15 protein-coding genes are annotated in these 17,202 nt (G+C 36.3%); 9 read left to right on the forward strand and 6 right to left on the reverse strand.

Annotation, left to right across the window (positions count from 1 at the left end; genetic code table 11):
• Positions 1–3: 3 nt before the first annotated feature.
• From ACYT6F_RS05590 to ACYT6F_RS05600, 3 genes are all read right to left on the reverse strand, one after another.
• Positions 4–2,163 (reverse strand): patatin-like phospholipase family protein, encoded by a 2,160-nt coding sequence (locus ACYT6F_RS05590; RefSeq protein ID WP_472600257.1) that lies wholly within the window; start codon positions 2,161–2,163, stop codon positions 4–6.
• Positions 2,164–2,166: 3 nt separating this feature from the next.
• Positions 2,167–4,611 carry a bifunctional UDP-N-acetylmuramoyl-tripeptide:D-alanyl-D-alanine ligase/alanine racemase gene (locus ACYT6F_RS05595; RefSeq protein ID WP_472600258.1) on the reverse strand — a complete coding sequence of 815 codons (2,445 nt, stop codon included), beginning with the start codon at positions 4,609–4,611 and terminating at the stop codon, positions 2,167–2,169.
• 90 nt (positions 4,612–4,701) lie between these two features.
• Entirely contained in the window at positions 4,702–5,295 is a 594-nt protein-coding gene (locus ACYT6F_RS05600) for a thymidine kinase (RefSeq protein WP_472600259.1), read from the reverse strand.
• 62 nt (positions 5,296–5,357) lie between these two features.
• Between ACYT6F_RS05600 and ACYT6F_RS05605 the strand changes: the two genes are divergently transcribed.
• The 6 genes from ACYT6F_RS05605 (at position 5,358) to ACYT6F_RS05630 (ending at position 11,155) form a co-directional block, all read left to right on the forward strand.
• Positions 5,358–6,860 (forward strand): hypothetical protein, encoded by a 1,503-nt coding sequence (locus ACYT6F_RS05605; protein WP_472600260.1) that lies wholly within the window; start codon positions 5,358–5,360, stop codon positions 6,858–6,860.
• 8 nt (positions 6,861–6,868) lie between these two features.
• Positions 6,869–7,543, forward strand: coding sequence for a 16S rRNA (cytidine(1402)-2'-O)-methyltransferase (gene rsmI / locus ACYT6F_RS05610; RefSeq protein ID WP_472600261.1), 675 nt, complete (start codon positions 6,869–6,871; stop codon positions 7,541–7,543).
• Positions 7,544–9,019: a WG repeat-containing protein gene (locus tag ACYT6F_RS05615; RefSeq protein WP_472600262.1), complete on the forward strand. Its 1,476-nt coding sequence runs from the start codon at positions 7,544–7,546 to the stop codon at positions 9,017–9,019.
• A gap of 166 nt (positions 9,020–9,185) precedes the next feature.
• Positions 9,186–9,929: a 3-oxoacyl-[acyl-carrier-protein] reductase gene (gene fabG / locus ACYT6F_RS05620; protein WP_472600263.1), complete on the forward strand. Its 744-nt coding sequence runs from the start codon at positions 9,186–9,188 to the stop codon at positions 9,927–9,929.
• A gap of 3 nt (positions 9,930–9,932) precedes the next feature.
• Entirely contained in the window at positions 9,933–10,685 is a 753-nt protein-coding gene (locus ACYT6F_RS05625) for a DUF6056 family protein (protein WP_472600264.1), read from the forward strand.
• Between the two features lie 50 nt (positions 10,686–10,735).
• Entirely contained in the window at positions 10,736–11,155 is a 420-nt protein-coding gene (locus tag ACYT6F_RS05630; RefSeq protein ID WP_472600265.1) for a hypothetical protein, read from the forward strand.
• A 2-nt stretch (positions 11,156–11,157) separates the two neighbouring features.
• Here the strand turns inward: ACYT6F_RS05630 and ACYT6F_RS05635 are convergent, their stop codons facing one another.
• Positions 11,158–11,892: a DUF1835 domain-containing protein gene (locus tag ACYT6F_RS05635; RefSeq protein ID WP_472600266.1), complete on the reverse strand. Its 735-nt coding sequence runs from the start codon at positions 11,890–11,892 to the stop codon at positions 11,158–11,160.
• A 2-nt stretch (positions 11,893–11,894) separates the two neighbouring features.
• Positions 11,895–12,935, reverse strand: a complete 1,041-nt coding sequence (locus ACYT6F_RS05640) for a GMP reductase (protein WP_472600267.1) — start codon at positions 12,933–12,935, stop codon at positions 11,895–11,897.
• Between the two features lie 168 nt (positions 12,936–13,103).
• On the opposite strand from ACYT6F_RS05640, the gene ACYT6F_RS05645 reads away from it, so the two are divergent.
• Genes ACYT6F_RS05645 through ACYT6F_RS05655 form a run of 3 tightly spaced genes read left to right on the forward strand, consistent with a single transcriptional unit; the run spans position 13,104 to position 15,482 of the window.
• Positions 13,104–13,859 (forward strand): prolipoprotein diacylglyceryl transferase, encoded by a 756-nt coding sequence (locus ACYT6F_RS05645; RefSeq protein ID WP_472600268.1) that lies wholly within the window; start codon positions 13,104–13,106, stop codon positions 13,857–13,859.
• The gene (locus tag ACYT6F_RS05650; protein WP_472600269.1) at positions 13,837–14,070 is read left to right on the forward strand and encodes a hypothetical protein; all 234 of its coding nucleotides are present in this window, start codon (positions 13,837–13,839) and stop codon (positions 14,068–14,070) included. The genes ACYT6F_RS05645 and ACYT6F_RS05650 overlap by 23 nt, the downstream gene beginning before the upstream one ends.
• An 8-nt stretch (positions 14,071–14,078) precedes the next feature.
• Complete coding sequence (locus tag ACYT6F_RS05655) at positions 14,079–15,482, forward strand: radical SAM protein (RefSeq protein WP_472600270.1); 1,404 nt, start codon at positions 14,079–14,081, stop codon at positions 15,480–15,482.
• A 370-nt stretch (positions 15,483–15,852) separates the two neighbouring features.
• On the opposite strand, the gene ACYT6F_RS05660 is transcribed toward ACYT6F_RS05655, so the two are convergent.
• On the reverse strand, positions 15,853–17,190 hold the full coding sequence (locus tag ACYT6F_RS05660) for an IS1182 family transposase (RefSeq protein WP_472597713.1): 1,338 nt from the start codon (positions 17,188–17,190) through the stop codon (positions 15,853–15,855).
• Between the last annotated feature and the right edge of the window lie 12 nt (positions 17,191–17,202).

Below are 17,202 nucleotides of genomic sequence, written 5' to 3' on the forward strand. Positions count from 1 at the left end.
GTATTAAAACCAGTGTCCTAAAATTACACTAAATATGCCTTTTTGATTATTTTTGAGTGAATGACTGAAGTTTATTTTAATCTGTCCGAATGGAGATTTATATCCTGCTGTAAGTCCTACGGAGCTATAGTTTAGTTTTACAGTATCTTCGAAACTGATATCGTCTGAGAGATTGGCGAAAGAAAAATTTCCGCTGATGAAATAGTTTTTGTTGAATTTAAACTGGATATCGTTGCAGACCAGAACCACATTATTGCTGTTCAGCTGCCCGAAGTAAAATCCGGCAAAGCTTCTGAAGTTAACAATATTCTGTTCAAAGATTCCGCCCAGCCTGTACTGATAGTACTGCGGAAGGTTTTCTCCGATGGTAATGCCTCCGTAAAGATTAAGACGGTACGCAAACTGCTTTGAAAGCGGAATATTAATCCTGATATCTGCTTTTACCTGTACCAGTCTTTTCTCGACTTCTGATTTCATAAGGTCGATTACTTTACCTTCTGCATTAATGTAGATGCCGCGAGTGGGGAAGTCCTTATCATTTTGGGTATCGCTCTTTAAAAATACGTAAGGATTTAAAAAACGGTTATAACGTTGGTTATTCCCGTTCGCTTCTGCCTCGAAATAATCGTGGCTGATTCCTGCTCCAACCGCAAATTTGTCTCTCCAGATAGACTGGATATATGCTTCGTTACGAAGCCATGTCCACTTATCTATTTCGTTATTGTTGATGTCTTTAATATTAAAGCTCATTCCGGATGAATAGATTCCGAATCCGGGAATATATCCGTTGTCGATAAAATAATTTAAATAATATCTCGGCTTATCGCCTACAACAACATCAAGGGAAAGATTTGAATTTAAAAACAAAAGACGTTTGGCAGAATAATTGAGAAGAAGGCCTGTTTTGAAGATTTCATCATAATGCAATCCGAATTTCAGAAAGTTGCGGGTGTTATCTTCAGTAACGTACAATTTCAAATAATTATCTTCATTTTCTGAAATGATATCGTAATTGATAAATTTATAATTGTTGGTGGAGACCAGCTTATCAATTTTCTTATTTATGCTGCCGTATGTTTGCAGGGAGGGAAGTCGTAGTCCCATCTTCCCCAGAACGTAGTTTTTACCGTAAATTCGGCCTCCTTCTATGGCAACGCTGTCTATCTTGTAAACATTGGAATAAATGGGATTTACACGCTGTCTGAGACGGTCAAACGGACGTTTTGGAAGTTCATCCAGAATTTTGGAATATTTCATGCCTTCAGCATAGCCGCTATCGAGGATTTTTTTCTTTTCGTCGTAGCTTGTAGCAGTCATTCCGGTGAGATTCGGTTTGATATTGATATCGGTGTATTTATACTGTCTTCTGGTATCTTTTTTAATCCCGAAATCAATTACCTGATTCAGAATGGAAATGATATTTCCAAGGTCTTCTCTTTTGGAAAGATCCTGATTAAGATCCACACCGATCACAATATCGATACCTTTATCCTTTAAAGGCTTTGAAGGATAATTTACTGTCATTGCCCCGTCAATATAGATGCTGTCGCCGATTTTTACAGGATCCATTAAAGAAGGAAATGCCGAACTCGCCATGATAGACTGTACCAGATCTCCTTTTTCAAAGATTTCCATATTTCCACTTTCCAGATTGGTCGCAACGCACATGAAAGGAATAGGCAGTTTTGAAAAGTCATTAATATTAGAAACATTTTTGAAAAGTTCCTTCAATAAATAAACGTTTTTCTGCCCGGTACTGATGGAAGAGGGAAGGGTAATCTTTCCGTTTTTCAGAGGAATGGTAAGAAGATATTTATCTACTGATTTATTGAAAAAAGAGGTTTCCTGCCTTGTCGCTTTAGGATCCATGATCAGTGAATAGAAATCTGTATCCATCACGATTTTTTCAATTTCCTTCCCGGAATATCCTGAAGCATATAAACCACCGACAATCGCTCCCATACTGGTCCCGGCAATATAGTCTACTTTAACGCCCAAAGAATCCAGCACTTTAAGCACACCCACATGAGAAAATCCTTTAGCTCCTCCACCTGCAAGTGACAAACCAATCCTGGGATTTTTCGGAATCACCAGATCTTTTTTTACCTGAGACTGAATCAAAAACAGTTGAAATGCCATTAAAAGGATCAGGAGTTTTCTCATAGTTTAATCTTTGATATAAATCCTTTTCACGCGGGGCGAAATGGAGGTTAATACTTCGTAGGTTATTGTTTTGCAGTATTCTGCAAATTCTTTCAGTGTGGGTTTTGCGTTGAATATCGTAACGGTATCACCTTCTTTTAGATTCGGAATATGATCTACGTTAATCATCATCATATCCATACATATATTTCCTACAATCGGAGCCAGTGTTTTATGAATTCCAACATTTCCTATCTGATTTCCTATCAGTCTTGGGATACCGTCAGCATAGCCAACCGGGATGGTGGCTATTTTTGTTGGACGATCTGTTTTGAATCTTCTGCTGTAGCCAACTGATTCTCCGCCTCCCACAATGGATATCTGGGATATGACGGTTTTGAAACTTACTACGGAACGTAACTGTTTATTTATTTCACTATTTTGTGATTCTCCTAACATTCCAATTCCAATTCTTACCATATCGTATTGATGGTGTGCATAGTTGGTTATTCCTGAGGAATTTAATATATGGCGGATAGGAGTGTAGCCCAGGTTTTTAATCAGCTGGCTGGAATTTCTTTCAAATACTTCAAGCTGATGTAAAGTAAATTCTTTTTCTGAGGGCATATCTGAAGATGAAAGATGGCTGAAAATACTTTGTACCTTTAAATTTTTCTTTGCTAAAGTACGGCTTAGTTCATCCAGCTCAACATCTTTAAAACCAAGACGGTGCATTCCCGTTTCCAGTTTAATATGAATGGGATATTTTTTATCATAGCCCGATTTCCGTACGGCTTCGTAAAACTGCTCCAATACCCGGAAGCTGTAGATTTCCGGCTCCAGATTATACGCGATCACAGTTTCGTAGCTGTGCTGCTCGGGATTCATGACAACAATAGGTACGGTAATTCCTTTTTTACGCAGTTCAACGCCTTCGTCCACAAAAGCTACACCTAAATAATCAATGTGATGATGCTGCAGAAATTCGGAAATTTCATAACTTCCGAGCCCATAAGCATTTGCCTTTACCATAGCCATCATTTTCGTCTCCGGTTTCAGTAAAGATTTATGGTAGTTAATATTATGAAGAATGGCATTTAAATTAATTTCAAGAACAGTATCATGCTTTCTGAGTTCAAGTATGTCTTTAAGTCTTTCGATCTCAAATTTTCTGGCTCCTTTCAGGAGGATAATCTGATCTTCAATTTCTGTAAGATATTTACTGTCAATTAGTTCCTGAGTATTATTATAAGTTAAAGTTTTAGATTTAAATAATTCACTATATTTTGAAATTTCATGACCAATCAGGAAAACAGAATCGAATTTCTGTTCATTTACCAGTTCGGAAACTTCCTCATAGAGCTCTTTTAGATTAGAATTAACTCCAAGAATATCCGTTAAGACCAAAGACTTTTTCGGTTTATTATATTCATTTAAGAACTGTAAAGCTGTCTTTAATGAATCCAGGTCCAGATTGAAGGAATCGTTGATGATGATGTTTTCTTTAATTCCTTCAATAGCCTCGAGTCTCATCTCTACAGCCTTCAGGGCATTGATTTTTTCGATAATTTTATCATTGTTTATTCCCAACTCTTTTAGAACCGTTAAAAGTGCAAGAGCATTCGTTAATGTCGCCTCGTCTCTCTGATAAACGGGAAAGCTTATCTCTTCATTAAAATATTGCACAACAACGTCTGAATCCTTCAGTGTATTTTTGAAGTGTACATCATTACTTTCTTTATACCCGTAAGTAATTAATTTTTTTGTTGAATATAATTTATTTATTTTTTTGTCTACCAATGAGTTATCTCCATTGTAAATAATAACCTCGGAATTTTTAAAAAGCTTAATTTTTTCATCAATTAACTGTTCTTCCGATTTAAAATTGGCAAGATGTGCAGTTCCCATATGGGTCAGCAATCCGATTTGAGGATGAAAGATGTTTTCCTGTTTTTCCATCTCATCTGGCTTCGAAATGCCTACTTCAAATATTCCCAGCTGATGAGAATCATTGATCTGAAGCAGCGATAAAGGGAGACCAATTTGTGAATTAAAGCTTTTAGGACTTTTTACGGTTCTGAACTCATTCCATAAGCACTGATATAACCATTCTTTTAAGATAGTTTTACCATTGCTTCCTGTAATTCCTACGGATTTTAAATGGGAATTTTCAAAATGATATTTTGCAAGTTTTTGGAGAAACTCAACAGAATTTCTGACAATGATCCAGGTAATATTTTCATATTGAGGATAATGATGTTCTGAAATAATTATTTCTATACCCCTGTCAATGGCAGCTTCAATAAATTTTTCGCCTGAATTCTTCTGCGTATTGATTGCAATGAATGCTGTATTTCTGGTGGAATAAATGATCCTGCTGTCAAAAGCTATATTTTTTATCAAAAGTTTTTCGTCACCAATAACCTGTGCATTGGTGATTTCTGCAATCTGATGTACTGTATAATTCATTGGTGCCTGTTCTGCTGATTGTAAGCAGGAAACAAATAAGCAAAGGCATGATCAATAATTGCTTAAGCTTCCGGCTTCTTTTTGCCTAATTTACTGTTTTTTCTTCTTTAAAAGTACTTCATCAATAAAAACCCGGCGGCTTACCGCTTCGTAGCTTTCCGTTTCTCCGAGTTCTACCAGATTGTTTCCATTGGATATTCTCATGGAATAATTGGCTAGGTTCCCGGTTCTCTTACAGATGGCGTGTACCTTTGTTACATACTCGGCAGTAGCCATAAGATTGGGCATTGGGCCGAAAGGTCTTCCTAAAAAGTCCATGTCCAGACCGGCTATAACCACACGGATTCCACTGTCTGCCAATTGATTGGCTACATCTACAATGCCTTCATCAAAAAACTGTGCTTCATCAATTCCCACCACATTACAATTGGAAGCCAGCAAAATAATTTCATTAGGATTTTCTACCGGTGTACTTCGTATCTTATTCTGATTGTGAGAAATTACATCTTCTTCAGAATACCGTGTATCCAGTTTCGGTTTAAAAATCTCCACATTCTGCCCCGCCATTTCTGCCCTTCTCAGCCTTCTGATCAACTCTTCGGTTTTTCCGGAAAACATTGAGCCACAAATAACTTCCATCCAACCGCTTTGTTTGGAATGATTAATTGTATTTTCTAAAAACATTTGTTAAATTAGCCGTATATTTTTAACATCAAAAGTAAGCAATTTTTTAACAAGATTCTTATATGCAAAACATCCAAGATTTAAAGGAAAAGATTTTTTTTGAATCCAAGAATATGATCGCTATTCTGGACAAAATAAGCAATGTGGACGAATTACTTTCCCGGCAGGATCTTGTGGATGAGCTAGCCGGCAGGATCTCGTTCCTGAAATTGCTTGAAAAAAATATAGAAGATTTCGGAAATGAAAATTTTTCTTCGGTAGAAAGAAATGACGAAAACTTTTCGTCTGAACCATTTTTAGAAACTAATCATGAAGTAGTTGAAGAAGAAGCGATTTTTAACAATCAGCTTAATGAAATTGGTGAAAATGAAGAATATTCTAATGATCAGGTTACTGAAGAAGAAGCGATTTTCAATAATCAGCTCAACGAAATTGTAGAAGAGGAACTTCACGAAACTTTGGTGAACTTTGTTGAAGAAAATACCACATCTGAAATTACTGTTACCGATGAATCCGATGATTTTTCTGAAACAAACAAGGATATTTTCAGAGAGCAGCTGGAGGAAATTGATGAACAGGAAATTCCTGATACAGATGATGCACTGAATTTTGTAGATGAAGAAAGGATATTGGCCAATTATGAGCCTGAAAATGATGTCGATATTGATGAAGGCATGTTCAGCAGGGAAAGTACAGAAGAAGAAGCTGTTTTTAATAATCAGCTGAATGAAATTGACGAATTTGAAAACGAAATTTCTGATGATCAGGGAGATATAAGTGATTTTGATGAAGAAGAAAATATCAGGAACCGTTTTGATACCGATGTTAAAAACGAAAGACAGGAAATTACAGAAACAATTCCGAGCATTTTTGATACGGAGCCTATTGATGAAGATCTGCTGATTGAAGAAAATGAAGACGATTTTTCGGTTTCAGAAGCTATGATCGAGCATGGAGAGATGGCTTCCGATACCACGAATGCAGAAAGCATTGTAACAGAAATAAAACATGAAGCAGCTGTTGAAGAAAAACAGGAAACAATACTGGCAGAAATTAATGACCGAAGAAAGATTGTTGATATAGACAGACCTGCTTCCGAAACAGAGAAAGATAAGCCTGCCTCGGATGAGAGCTTTGAGAACCTCGAAGCATATCAGCAGGAGAAAAAAATAAAACTGGCGCACATCAAGGGTTTAAAAGCTGTACAGAGTCTTTTTGATGATGATCATCTGGAAAGAGACCAACCGTCCGAAAGAACACCGCCTGCCGAAAAGAAAGAAGATACGGGGAGCATTTTAAAAACAAATATTCCGACAGATTTTATGGAAGCGGAAAAGAAAAAGCCGGAATTCAAACTGGATTTAAATGATCGTATTGCTTTCACAAAAATGCTTTTCGGGGGAAGCCAGTCTGAACTGAATGAGGTAGTAAATAATCTGAACAGTTTCAGAACACTGGAAGATGCAAAGGAATACCTGAGCGACCTTTATTATGCCAAAAAATGGAGCAAGGTGGATGAATATGCACAAAGACTCTGGATCTTGGTAGAAAACAAATTTTTATAACGTAAATTTTGAGCGGAATTCTATATTTTGTTCCCACACCGATCGGGAACCTGGAAGATATGACCTACAGAGCAGTAAATGTGCTGAAAGAGGTGGATTATATACTATGTGAAGATACGAGAACTTCCGGAATTCTTCTGAAGCATTTCGAGATTTCCAAACCTTTAAAATCTTATCATCTCCATAACGAACATCAGACTACAGATAAAGTAATTGCTGATCTTAAAAGCGGTCAGAATATTGCCATTATCACCGATGCAGGAACTCCCGGAATCTCGGATCCCGGCTATTTACTGGCAAAAGCAGGTGCTGATCATCATATTGATATGATCTGTCTTCCGGGAGCCACAGCGTTTGTTCCGGCTTTAGTAGTTTCCGGACTTCCCAATAACGAATTTCTTTTTGCAGGGTTTCTGCCCCAGAAAAAAGGAAGACAGACCAAGCTGAAACAGCTGGCTGAAGAAAAAAAGACCATCGTGCTCTATGAAAGTCCTCATAAAATCAATACAACGCTGGAGCAGATCAAAGAATTCTTCGGGGAAAATACTAAAGTAAGCCTGAGCAGAGAAATTTCAAAGAAATTTGAAGAAACCAAACGCGGAACAATTATTGAACTCATTGAATTTTCAAAAAGCAAAACGTTAAAAGGTGAGATCGTTCTCATCGTAAATAATTCCATTTAATTGAAAAAGCTAATTTTCGTACTGTTTTCGTCGGTTTGCCTCGGACAGACGGATCAGTATAAACAGATACTTTTAACAAAAAAGCTGGGCAAAGAAGTGCGTTCCTACACAAAAGGTTACGGAATGATCAGCGATGCCAAGACCGGAACTTCCGGAATTGTAGATTCTTTAGGCAATATTACTTTTAATTATCCCTTTAAAAGCGAGATTTCAAGGCTTTGGAAAGACCGGTTCATCCTTAGGGTAAAATCTGGAAATTCTGCAGGCAAAACAGCGCTTATTGATGAAAAAGGAAAAGAACTTATTCCTCTGGACAACTTCAGGTTTCGGACCTGGGAAAATAAAGACCGTCTGATTTATACAAAACAGGGAAAAGAATGTGTCTATGATTTTAACGGTAAAGAAATTATTCCTTTTTCCGAAAAAATAGAATTCGGCAGCGAAAACAGGTTTTTTGTGAAGAAAGCAGGTGTCTGGATGATTTATGATTTCGGCGGAAAACAGGTTTCTGACAGAACATTTACAACCGACCTCCGGTTTTATAAAGGCCGTACGTATATTTCTACCGGAGAGAATTCCGGGGAGATTATTGATAATAACGGTAAAACTCTCACGGTCATTACCAACCATAATGTCGACAATATCAATGCTTTTCCTTTTCTCGTAACTCTTAATGCTTCCAAAAACCGATACGGTATTATTGATGAGAAAGAAAACATCATTGCTGATGAAATCTATGATCAGGCTTTTGTCGGACGGGAATATATTTACCTTACAAAGGATGATAAAGTAAGTCTTTTTTCAAAGAAGGAAAGGATGGTGTATCAACTTGATTACCATTATGTAAACCCAATTTTTAACGGTTTGTTTAAAACGTCACAGGATCAGTATAATCCTAAAGTTGCCGTTGTTCGTCTGACAGGGGAAATTGTCTTTCCCAAAGAATATGACAGGGTAGAAGGACTTACCATTGCCGGAGAAAAATACATATATCTTCGAAAGAACGATGAGGAAACTATTGTAGATAAAAATTTAAAAAATATTCTAAAAGAAGACTACGAGATTGAAAAAATATTTCCCAACACGATTATTGTAAGTAAAGAGGGTTCTTACTACAGTTTCTCACCAAAGGATGGGCAATACATAGAACTAAAAGGGTTTAAAGAAATTAAGCCTTTAGAAATGTATCCGATGCTGGTAGGGAAAAATATCGATAGTTTCTACGGAATACTCAGCGAAGATGGTAAAGAAATCGTTCCATTTGTTTATGATGACATTATTACTTTCTCCGGAGCTAATGAATTTATCGTAAAGAAAAATGACAAATTCGGTGTGACCAATCATAAGAACGAACCTTTGGCAGAGGTTGTTTTTGATAAATACATTCAGGATAAAAAAGGGCTGAAACTTATCAAAGGAAAAGAATTACAATTTATCTATTTTACGGAGCAGAATGAAAGGAATTTTATTGAATAATTATGATTATGATAAAAAACAGATAATAAATTATCCAAAAAAATAAAATTTAGAATGCAATAAATAACATTTTGTAATATCTTTGCGCACTGTTTATCTCTAAATTAAAAAATGTATATTAGCCAATTTTCAAAGAGCTAAGTTATAAAGAAAATAATTGTCATATATGAAACTATTAGAAGGAAAAGTAGCGCTAATCACGGGAGCTACAAGAGGAATCGGAAAAGGAATTGCTGAAATGTACGCCCAACAGGGCGCAAAAATCGCTTTTACCTATGCCGGATCTGTTGACAAAGCTAAGGAATTAGAAGCAACTTTAAGTTCTGTAACTCAAATTAAAGGATACCAGTCTGATGCATCAGATTTCGATGCGGCCCAGACATTGGTAGACGAAGTACTCAATGAATTTGGAAAAATTGATATCCTGATCAACAATGCGGGGATTACAAAAGATAATCTGCTGTTGAGAATGTCTAAAGAAGACTGGGATATGGTAATCAGGGTAAATCTTGATTCTGTTTTTAATCTTACCAAAGCAGTAATCAAACCGATGATGAAGGCAAAGGAAGGATCTATCATTAATATGACTTCAGTAGTCGGGATCAGCGGAAATGCAGGACAGGCCAACTATGCTGCCTCAAAAGCAGGAGTTATAGGATTTACAAAGTCTGTAGCGCTTGAATTAGGCTCCAGAAATATCCGTTGCAATGCAATTGCTCCCGGCTTTATCCAGACTGAAATGACAGATGCGCTTGACGATAAAGCAAAAGACAAATGGAACGAAGCAATCCCTATGAAAAAACTGGGTCAGACTAAAGATATTGCCAATGCCTGTGTATTTTTAGGAAGTGAAATGGCTTCATATATAACAGGGCAAACCCTTAACGTAGACGGCGGTTTATTAACATAAAAAATGAAGTCAGTATATTATATTACTGCATTTTTATCAATTATACTTATCATCGGTCTGGTATACATATCTTTTTTCAATGTATATCAGACCGATGATTATATTTATGCATACACAACCGGGAAATTCGGTATTGTTGGAAATATGCAGGAATTTTATAGGAATTGGGGAGGACGGTATTTCGGATATACTTATAATATGTTTGTTCCTCTTTCAGATGATCCTGAAAATATTTTACCTAAAATATATCCTGTTTTTCTTATCCTTTCTTTTATAGGTCTTTCAGCATTGAATTTTAAAGAGTTTTTTAAGTATTCCTGGCTTCAGGCGATTATTAAAGGCTTCGTTTTATTTTTCTTTTATACTGTTATTTTAACGAACATTTCAGAGCATTTCTTTTGGTTTACCGGATCCAATGTTTATTTTTTACCTGTTATTTTGTCCGGATTTTTATTGTTCTTCTTCAAAAAATATAATGATACAGGTAAAGTAATATGGTATAATTTAGTTCTGATACTGATATTTATATTGATGGGCTCCAATGAAATTCTAGCACTGATTTTACTCGGTATTATAGTATATATAAATACTCAGGATGTATCAATCAAAACGAGAATAATATTAATTGTGGCATTATCAGGGATTTTAATCTCATTTCTTGCGCCCGGAAATTTTCTGAGAATGGCCGAATCCGAAGATGCCTTTTATTTAAAATGGGTAAAAAGAATACTCGCAGATATTATTTCAAAAAGCTAATAATAATCTGGTTGATTTCTTTTTTGCCCTTACTGTTCTTAGGATTTATTATGAACAGTATCGGAAGACAGTTTGAGAATATTATCTTTTTCTGGCTGCTAAGCTCATCGGTGATACTATATATGAGGTTTGGGGAGATCAAAAAATTCTGGATTTTCAGTATGATTATTATTTTACTGCCGCAAACAGATTTCTTCCCCGAGAAGTATAAGAATTTTAATCTCAGCTTTAATATAAATAATATTGCTAAAGAGATATTATACACAGATTTAAAAGCTTATGACAATGAAATAAGCGAAAGAATTCATACTTTAAAAACAACACCATCGGATTCTGTGGTTTTAGATAAGATAAAAACAGTGCCTGCCGTGTTATATTTTGATGAAATGTCATCAGTAAATGAGCCAAGAGATTATGTAAGTATGCAGCTGGAAAAATATTTTAATAAGAAATACATCAGAACAAAATGATATTATCTTTCTTTGAGAATTTTATCATAAAACGGTTTTACCTGAAGATCTCCAAATCCGAAAATTCCAAGTTCGTTTCGGAATTTTTCAAAAACAGCATTGAAATTCATCGTTCCGTTATGCATTAAATCTCTGACAAAAGTTTCAGGATTAACATTCTGATAAACATGGATCAGTTCTCTCAAAAAATGAAAACATTCTGATTCATGCCGAGAAAGTTGCTTTAATTTATCTCTGTCATTATTTTGAAAAGCTTTCCATAAATCGCATCCCAGATCAATATCTTTCTGATCAAATAAAATTTTCGACTTCCACGCCTCCTGCAAATCCATATCATTTGAATCTGCAAATCCTTCCCACTTGTTTTCTAATGAATTTTTTGGAAAAACTCTGTATATTTTTATATTTCTCCACTTTGGAACCAAAGTCAGGCAAAACCACATGTTGACCTGACAAAAGAGATCATCTTCAAACCAGAGATTCACTTCAGAATTTTCGGGAATATTTTTAATCTTTTCAAATTCCGAAACAACCTTATGGTAATAATCTTCCTTTTCACCAAAATAGTTTTTGGAGATAAATCCTGATCTGATATCCCACAATTTATCTATAGTCTCAGCTTGTAAGGGACCAGCAACTAAAGCTTCTCTGCAGATTATTATCTCGCCTGAAATTGTTGTCTGTTTTAACTTTTCGGCGAGATAATCTCCATTTGTTATATTAAATATTTTATTCACTTTTACTCCTTAAATACCTGGTTTTCCTGCTCCTGAACTCTAATAAAAGTAGTTCTCTTAGACAGCTCTTTCAATGTCGAAGCGCCTACATACGTACAGGTAGACCGCACTCCGCCCAAAATATCTTTCACCGTTTCCGAAACCGGCCCTTTATAAGGGACTTTTACGGTCTTACCTTCAGAGGCACGATATTCTGCAACACCTCCGGAATGTTTATCCATGGCTGTTTTAGAACTCATTCCGTAGAAAAGCCGGTATTTTTTACCATTTTCTTCCACGATTTCACCGCCGCTCTCATCATGGCCGGCAAACATTCCGCCTAACATGACAAAATCTGCTCCGCCGCCAAAAGCTTTAGCTACATCTCCGGGAACTTTACAGCCGCCGTCTGCAATAATGTGTCCCTTTAATCCGTGGGCTGCATCTGAACATTCAATAATCGCCGAAAGCTGCGGATATCCGACACCCGTTTTTACCCGTGTCGTACAGACAGATCCGGGACCGATTCCTACTTTTATGATATCTGCACCTACCAGAAGAAGCTCTTCCACCATTTCTCCGGTAACCACATTACCGGCAATGATGATTTTATCAGGAAAATTAGCTCTTGCCTTCTTCACAAATTCAACAAAATGCTCCGAATAACCGTTGGCTACATCAATACAGAGAAATTCGATTTTTGGATGCTTTTCGAGGATGATACGGATTTTTTCTTCATCTGACTTACCGGTTCCGGTGCTTAAAGCAATATACTGATGAATATTTTCAGGCTGTGAATCCAGAAATGCAGTCCATTCTTCAGGGGTATAATGTTTGTGGATGGCGGTAATGATTTTCTCCTTCGCAAGCTCCACAGCCATTTCAAAAGTTCCCACTGTATCCATATTGGCGGCAATGATGGGAACTCCGCTCCATTTTTTTTGGGTATGCCTGAAGGTAAATTCTCTTTCCAGATCAACTTCCGAACGGGATTTCAATGTGGAACGTTTCGGCCGAAACATAACATCCTTAAAACCCAGTTTTATATCATATTCTATTCTCATAATTTGGAAAATTTTATATTTAAATAAAAATAGGAAAAAGATTGATAGGATTTTTTAAACTAAAGATTTTATAAATAATTTAACTTCAATTCCGAATGCAGGCTATATTTAATCACCTTACTGTAAAAAATGATTTGAGTTCTAATTTAAAATGATACTTTTGGAGCCATGGATTTTCCTGTAACCTTTCATATTTTCGGCAAAGAAATTTTACTCCATCCGGTCACAGAATCTTTAGGGATTTTTATCGGGATGCGATATTATACTTTTTCAAAAAGAAATGATAAAGAAAAATTCAGCAATGTCAATTCTTTGTTGATTCTTATTGCTGCAACTCTTGGTGCTTTAATCGGGTCACATCTCATTGGCTCATTAGAGAGACCGGATGATTTTATAAAGGCTTCAGATACGTGGATATATATCTGGCTGAATAATACCATTGTGGGAGGTTTGGCCGGTGGCCTTATAGGAGTTGAGGTCATGAAGAAAATCATAGGTAAAAAAGAAAGCACAGGAGACCGGATGGTCTATCCGTTAATTGTAGCTATGTTTATTGGCAGAATTGGCTGTTTTTGTACCGGAATTTATGAAGAAACTTACGGATTACCAACAAGTTCCATGCTTGGAATGGATCTAGGAGATCATATCAATAGGCATCCTGTTGCTTTATACGAAATGATATTCTTATTGATATTGTTTATTTCTTTGAAATATTTCCAGAGAAATTATGCATATAAATCCGGAGTTTTATTTCAGATTTTTATGCTTTCTTATTTCTCGTTCAGATTTCTTCTTGATTTTATTAAACCGACATACAATATCATTTTAGGATTAAGCACCATACAATTGGTATGTATTTCAATTATCATTTATTATATTTATCTATTAAAAAAGAACAGACATGAAATTATTAGAAGTAGGTAACTTAGGAGGGCGGTTCGCTGGGTTCGGATTGCTCTTTCTTATCGCAGGAATCATTATTATAGCTATTTCTATAGTAGCTATTCTGATTTTGGGAATCATGTCCGCTTCAAACAAGGAAAAGAAATATAATTTTAAAGCACCTCTAATGGGAATTTTGATAGGTGTATTAACTTTTATTGCAGGAGGTTGCATTTGCGGCTTTAATTTATAAAAATCAATATGCCAGTAAGAAACTATACCTATTACGACTATACCATCAGCCTTTGCCCGGAATGCCTGAAAAGAGTTGGTGCTAAAATTATCATTGAGAATGAAGCGGTTTTCATGACCAAAAGATGCCCCGATCACGGATTTTTCAAAACAAAAATTGCTTCTGATGTGCAGTATTATAAAAATATCAGAAATTATAATAAAGCTTCGGAGATGCCGGTTCATTTCGGAACCGATGTAGAATATGGTTGTCCTTACGATTGTGGTTTATGTGTTGATCATGAGCAACATAGCTGCCTGTCCATTGTGGAAGTAACAGACCGTTGCAACCTTACCTGTCCTACCTGTTACGCTATGTCATCGCCGCACTACGGAAGCCACAGAAGCCTGGAAGAAATAGAGGCGATGTTTGATATTATCGTTAAAAATGAAGGCGAACCGGATGTTGTGCAGATCAGTGGGGGAGAGCCTACCATTCATCCTGAGTTTTTTAAAATCATGGACATTGCCAAATCAAAGCCAATTAAGCATTTAATGCTAAATACCAACGGTGTAAGAATTGCCAATGACCCCGGTTTTGCTGAAAAGCTTGCAACCTACGCACCGGAATTTGAGATTTATCTTCAGTTTGATTCTTTTAAACCAGAAGTCCTGGAAGATTTCAGGGGAAAAGATCTTACCGATGTCCGGATGAAAGCCTTGGAAAAATTAAATGCTTTAAACCTCTCCACCACGCTTGTTATTGTACTTCAGAAAGGAAAAAATATTGATGAGATCGGAAAAATTATCGATTTTGCCTTAAAACAGAAATGTGTCCGCGGAATTACCTTTCAGCCCGTAGAAATTGCCGGAAGAAACCGTGATGATTCTGCACAAGAGAAAATTACCCTGACGGAAGTGAGACAGGAAATTTTAAACCAGTTTCCGCTTCTGAATTCTGATGATATTATTCCGGTTCCATGTAATCCTGATGCTTTGGCGATGGGATACATTCTGAAACTGGAAGGCGAAACAATTCCTTTAACGCGATACATCAATCCTGCGGATCTTCTGAACAATGAAACGAAAAACACAATTGTCTACGAGCAGGATACCGGCCTTCAGATGCAGCTGCTGGATATTTTCAGTACCGGAATTTCTGTGGATAAAGTAAAACCGAAGGTGAACCAGTTATTATGCTGTCTTCCTGAAGTTGCTGCACCGAATCTGGATTATGACAACCTGTTCAGAATTATTATTATGAACTTTATGGATGCTCACGATTTTGATGTCAGGGCAGTAAAGAAATCCTGTGTTCATATCGTTAATAAGGACCTGAAAATGATTCCTTTTGAAACCATGAATCTTTTTTATCGGGATGATAAAAAGAAATATCTGGAAGAGCTAAGGAAGGAGGATAGAGTTTTGTTTTAATTTTTCTTCACAGATTTATACAAATTTTGACAGCTATTTATGAATTAATATGACATAGGGAAATGGAGCGTTAAGAAAATTAATTCTATGAACGTCAAAAAAATTCTACTGTTTGAGCGCGAGATAACTGTTTGAACCGAAGAACAAATCTTAAATTCGCGCGAGTTTTAGAATTTTTAGAGAATAGAATTAATTTTTAGCGAAAGTTCCCAAGTCTTGAACTTTTCGTTCTTTTGTTTCAAGACAAAAGGACAAAAAATAAGAGGCTGTCTCAAAAGGCAGTCTCTTTTGTTTTTTTTATTTAGTTTTGAAGTTTATAAAAAGCGGGACATTTTCTATGTTTTATAAAAAACTACAAAAAGCAGTTGTTTTATGCTGCTTTTTGTAGTTTTTTAAGGTTATGGGCGATGGCGAGAAGACCGGTTTCAATTTCTACTTTCACCTTTCCTCGTAAGAAAAAGCGTTTAAAACTTTTATTGTGCTTGATTTGGGCGAAAACAGGTTCTACGTCGTAACATCGTTGCTTTCTTAAGGCAATTCCCCGTTTGGTATTGAGAAGCCTGAAAATCCTGTTCCTATGTTTTGCAAGTTTGGGATTTGATGCAGACTGGGTAACTTGTTTTGATTTTTGGTCTTTATTAAAGTAATTGTATTTTACATATGCTTTTACTTTTTTCTGTCTTAGAAATTCATAGTTCTCATAGCTTCCGTATCCTGCATCTGCAACAACTTCACCAGGTGGGTGTCCATAATTTTCTTCAAAGCTTTCTATATGCAAGGCCAGGGTCTGGGTATCAGTAGGATTAGGATGGAGGGTATAATGAACAATAAACTGATTCTCGGTAGAAAGCTGCAGATTATAAGCGGGTTTGAGCTGTCCGTTTCGCATATGGTCTTCCTTCATCCTCATAAAAGTAGCATCATGATCCGTTTTACTAAAGCTGTTTCTTCCGGCCAGAATCTTTTCATATGCTTCATATTTCTCCAGATTGTTACGCCAGTTTTTACGGGCATAACCAATCTTCTGGCGAACTTTTGAGGAAATCTTCTTTTTCTTTAAAACAGAATCTATGGTTTGAATGACCTTACTTACTTTTTCTTTATCAATAGATTTAAAAATAACAGGTTCGGTATCTCTAAGTTCTTCCTGAGCAATCTGCTGCGTATAATTCCATAATTCTTCCAGCTGGTGTTCTATTCTTTCCCTGCTTTTCTTCAAAGCTCTTCCCCAGACAAAAGTATAGCGGTTTGCATTGGCTTCTATCTTGGTTCCGTCTACAAAGGTTGTTTTTAAACTAACGTGTCCTTCTTTATGAAGCAGCATCACAATCTGAGTAAAAATATCCCTGATCTGACCTTTGAGTTTATCGCTCCTAAAGCGGTTAAGCGTGTTATGGTCAGGTCTCTGCATTGCTGAAAGCCACATGAAGTAGACATTTTCCTTTAATGCCTGTTCCAGTTTTCTGCTCGAATAAATATTATTGAGATATCCAAAAATCAGAACCTTCAGAAGCATTTTAGGATGATAGCTGGAACTTCCCCCTGATTTATATTCGTTAATCAGGTTGCGGATATCCAATCGGTCTATAACCTCAGAAACCAACCGTACCGGATGATTCTCTTCTATAAAATCTAATAAATTGGGCGGAAACAAAAAGTTTTGTTTGGGATTATAATCTTTAAAGATTACCTTTGATCTACTATGCATACAGCAATTTAT

The organism is Chryseobacterium sp. NG-CE01, assembly GCF_055695505.1.

Coding starts and splice junctions, on each gene's coding strand:
- ACYT6F_RS05625 (WP_472600264.1), top strand. CDS start 9,933: ATGAAGTCAGTATATTATATTACTGCATTTTTATCAATTATACTTATC.
- ACYT6F_RS05650 (WP_472600269.1), top strand. CDS start 13,837: ATGAAATTATTAGAAGTAGGTAACTTAGGAGGGCGGTTCGCTGGGTTC.
- ACYT6F_RS05660 (WP_472597713.1), bottom strand. CDS start 17,190: ATGCATAGTAGATCAAAGGTAATCTTTAAAGATTATAATCCCAAACAA.
- ACYT6F_RS05590 (WP_472600257.1), bottom strand. CDS start 2,163: ATGAGAAAACTCCTGATCCTTTTAATGGCATTTCAACTGTTTTTGATT.
- ACYT6F_RS05645 (WP_472600268.1), top strand. CDS start 13,104: ATGGATTTTCCTGTAACCTTTCATATTTTCGGCAAAGAAATTTTACTC.
- ACYT6F_RS05640 (WP_472600267.1), bottom strand. CDS start 12,935: ATGAGAATAGAATATGATATAAAACTGGGTTTTAAGGATGTTATGTTT.
- ACYT6F_RS05605 (WP_472600260.1), top strand. CDS start 5,358: ATGCAAAACATCCAAGATTTAAAGGAAAAGATTTTTTTTGAATCCAAG.
- ACYT6F_RS05600 (WP_472600259.1), bottom strand. CDS start 5,295: ATGTTTTTAGAAAATACAATTAATCATTCCAAACAAAGCGGTTGGATG.
- ACYT6F_RS05630 (WP_472600265.1), top strand. CDS start 10,736: ATGAACAGTATCGGAAGACAGTTTGAGAATATTATCTTTTTCTGGCTG.
- fabG (WP_472600263.1), top strand. CDS start 9,186: ATGAAACTATTAGAAGGAAAAGTAGCGCTAATCACGGGAGCTACAAGA.
- ACYT6F_RS05595 (WP_472600258.1), bottom strand. CDS start 4,611: ATGAATTATACAGTACATCAGATTGCAGAAATCACCAATGCACAGGTT.
- ACYT6F_RS05655 (WP_472600270.1), top strand. CDS start 14,079: ATGCCAGTAAGAAACTATACCTATTACGACTATACCATCAGCCTTTGC.